The sequence below is a fragment of the Dietzia sp. HMSC21D01 genome, from assembly GCF_001815995.1.
GTDB lineage: Bacteria > Actinomycetota > Actinomycetes > Mycobacteriales > Mycobacteriaceae > Dietzia > Dietzia cinnamea.
In genome coordinates this window covers 1-2,075 of record NZ_KV823621.1, presented here as the reverse complement: position 1 = coordinate 2,075, position 2,075 = coordinate 1, and the positions used below count along the sequence as shown (strand labels likewise).

Sequence of the window (2,075 nt, the reverse complement as noted above, 5' to 3'; positions counted from 1 at the left end):
CTCGTCGTGTGGGACGTCTCAGGGGTCGCCGACGCCGGCGTGGCCGATCCGGTCCGGGGCCTGCTGTGGGCCGCCCCGGGGCGCCGACCCCGGCACGTGGTGGTCGGCGGCCGCGTGGTGGTGCGGGACTTCGAACTGGTCGCCGCCGACGAGCGCGAGCTCGCCGGCGACCTGCGAAGGGAATGCGGGCGGCGTGGGATCGGCCGTTGACCTGCGCCGCTGACCTGCGCCGCTGACCTGCGGTGCCCTGCCGGGCCCGTTCAGGGCACCGCAGGTCAGGAGCCGCGGTAGGTGCTGTAGCCGAACGGCGACAGGATCAGCGGCACGTGATGGTGCGCGGCCGGGTCCGTCACCTGGAAACACACCACGGCCTCGGGGTAGAAGCCGCTGACCCCGGCGGCTCGGTGGTACGCGCCGGTGTCGAAGTGCAGGCGGTACACACCGGCGGCGAGTGCGACCGCGGCCAGGTCGGGGCCGCGGCCGTCGGAGTCGGTGACCCCGGAGGCCAGGTCGGCCCCGCTCGAGTCGCTGAGTCGGTAGTGCAGGCCGACCGCCGGGGTGCCGGCGGCGGTGTCCAGGACATGGGTGCTGAGAGACATCAGAGGGAGCCCTCCTCGAGGAGGCGGTCCAGGCGGAGTGTGTTGATGCGGGCCAGGTGCTCGCGGGTGGCCGCGAGGTCCTGTTCCGGGGACATCGCCAGCCGTCGATCGAGCTCGGTGAGGACCTGCTCGGCGCTCAGTCCGGTCGCACAGATCAGAAATCCGTACCCGAACCGCTCGGCGTAGCGTTGCTGCCCCTCGGCCAGCCGACGGCTCGTGTCGGCGTCCGCCCCGGAGGCTCCGCTCTGTTCTCTGGCCGACGCCTCGCTCACCGGCCCGCGTGCGCCGATCGGCGGGTGCGCATCGACGGCGGCGAGGACCTCTGCGTCACTCTGCGCGGCGAGCACGCGCCGCGCAGCGGCGTGCAGCGCGTCCCGCGAGCCGTACGGCCGGCCCCTCACCATCGCCCGCGCCCAGGCTCCCGAGCCGGAGAGCCCGGTGAGGACGGGCAGCAGGTCGTCCGCGGGCACGGAATCGAGTTCGCGCAGCGCGGGGTCGTCGTTCGCCGTCGGGGCGGCAGAAGTCTGGGGCATGGGCTCATCGTGGCAGCCGCGACGGCCCCGATCGAGGCATACGCGGCGGCCGTAACACGTCGTAACAATCGCCGCCCTGACCTGCGGGGCCCTGGCGGACCCCCGCACGGCAGCTCAGGTCGACGCGCTGTGGGCGCCACCCGGAAGTTCGCTGAGCTCGCCCCGGGCCCGTCCCCGCGTCCGTCCCCCGGCCCCCGTCTGAGCTGCGGTGCCCTGCTCGGCGGTGTCAGGGCAACGCAGGTCAGGACGCCGCCGCGGTGCGTAACACAGCCGACACACGACCCCACTAGCGTTCTGACCGGTCGACGCGAACGAGAGGACCACGCATGAAGCTCCCCCCCCGCGAACTGGACAAGCTCACCCTGTTCACCGCGGCAGAGGTCGCGCGCCGCAGGCTCGACCGCGGGGTGCTGCTCAACGTCCCCGAGGCGACCGCGCTCATCTCGTGGGAGATCGTCGAGCACGCCCGCGACGGCCGCACGGTCGCCGAGTGCATGAACCTCGGCCGGCAGGTCCTCGACGCGGGCCAGGTTATGGACGGCGTGATCGAGCGCCTGGCGATGATCCAGGTGGAGGCGACCTTCCCGGACGGGACCAAGCTCGTGACGGTGCACGACCCCATCAGGCCGGTGGAGCAGAGCGCGTGACCGGCCACGCGCACAGCCACAGCAACGCGCACAGCCACAGCCACGCGCACACCGACCCGGCCACCGCCCGGATCGTCGCGGCCCTGGGGCCGGAGTCCGAGGGGATGCCTGACCTCGGCATCCCGGCGGCGCGACCCGGCCGCGATCTCGCCGACGTGGTGACGGGCCTGGCTCACACGCCGGCGGGGGAGGGTGGCGTTGTCGTCGTCGTCCCCATGACGTTCGGCCGCGCGCCCACGGTGATCGCCGACGCGGCGCGCACCCTCCGCGACGTCCGGGGCCGCCTGCCGGGTGGC

The 2,075-nt window shown here is 73.8% G+C and carries 4 protein-coding genes and 1 pseudogene; 3 read left to right on the top strand and 2 right to left on the bottom strand.

Translation table 11 applies throughout. From position 1 onward, the window contains the following. Window positions 1-210 (top strand): annotated as a pseudogene (locus HMPREF3086_RS00675) (hydroxyatrazine ethylaminohydrolase); the annotation flags it as partial. A 65-nt stretch (window positions 211-275) separates the two neighbouring features. Here HMPREF3086_RS00675 and uraH read toward each other — a convergent pair. Both uraH and HMPREF3086_RS00665 read right to left on the bottom strand, forming a co-directional pair. Then, window positions 276-602, bottom strand: coding sequence for a hydroxyisourate hydrolase (uraH, locus tag HMPREF3086_RS00670; protein WP_210401808.1), 327 nt, complete (start codon window positions 600-602; stop codon window positions 276-278). Further along, entirely contained in the window at window positions 599-1,132 is a 534-nt protein-coding gene (locus HMPREF3086_RS00665; protein WP_061914936.1) for a 2-oxo-4-hydroxy-4-carboxy-5-ureidoimidazoline decarboxylase, read from the bottom strand. Before HMPREF3086_RS00665 ends, uraH begins: the two co-directional genes overlap by 4 nt. A gap of 326 nt (window positions 1,133-1,458) precedes the next feature. Here HMPREF3086_RS00665 and HMPREF3086_RS00660 point away from each other — a divergent pair, with 326 nt between their 5' ends. Together HMPREF3086_RS00660 and HMPREF3086_RS00655 are read left to right on the top strand one after the other, a co-directional pair. Next, complete coding sequence (locus HMPREF3086_RS00660; protein ID WP_070719703.1) at window positions 1,459-1,779, top strand: urease subunit gamma; 321 nt, start codon at window positions 1,459-1,461, stop codon at window positions 1,777-1,779. Further along, window positions 1,776-2,075 (top strand): hypothetical protein (locus tag HMPREF3086_RS00655; RefSeq protein ID WP_210401807.1); only part of this gene is annotated, 300 nt, incomplete at its 3' end. The genes HMPREF3086_RS00660 and HMPREF3086_RS00655, both read left to right, overlap by 4 nt.

Coding starts and splice junctions, on each gene's coding strand:
- HMPREF3086_RS00665 (WP_061914936.1), bottom strand. CDS start 1,132: ATGCCCCAGACTTCTGCCGCCCCGACGGCGAACGACGACCCCGCGCTG.
- HMPREF3086_RS00660 (WP_070719703.1), top strand. CDS start 1,459: ATGAAGCTCCCCCCCCGCGAACTGGACAAGCTCACCCTGTTCACCGCG.